The organism is Mesorhizobium sp. LNHC252B00, assembly GCF_000502955.1.
In the GTDB taxonomy this organism is placed as follows: Bacteria; Pseudomonadota; Alphaproteobacteria; order Rhizobiales; family Rhizobiaceae; genus Mesorhizobium.
Genome location: NZ_AYWO01000136.1, coordinates 1 through 389 on the forward strand (window position 1 = coordinate 1; position 389 = coordinate 389).

Annotated in this window: 1 protein-coding gene; it reads right to left on the reverse strand. The window is 59.1% G+C overall.

Translation table 11 applies throughout. The features are described from left to right. The coding region (locus X744_RS139630) for a helix-turn-helix domain-containing protein (RefSeq protein ID WP_023763263.1) at window positions 1-226 on the reverse strand (226 nt) is incomplete at its 3' end. Between the last annotated feature and the right edge of the window lie 163 nt (window positions 227-389).

Genomic DNA, 389 nt, shown 5'->3' on the forward strand with positions numbered 1-389 from the left:
GCTCAACCAGATCCTGAGCTGTCGCCCGGCCATGATTGAGCGGGGCTCGCGGCAGGTCGTGCAAACCCTCAGGCCCAAACGTCCGATAGCGTCCTAGCCATTTGTAGCCGTTCTTGCGTGAGATCCCGTAGGCCGCACAAAGCGCAACCATCGTCTCATCCCCAGAAAGACACTCCACAACAAACCGTAGCCGCTCGTCCATGATGCCAGTCTCTCGCCAAACCATCGCCGGTCCTCCGGCGGACAAGAAAACTGTCACCCATGCTATCGGTCCATTCTGTTACCTATCTATCCGGTTCGGACACCGGGCACTTCTCCCCGTATAGTGACGGGGAGAAGGGAGGAGCTTGGGCGGTCGATATCAATCGCCGACGTTCTGCATCCGCCGC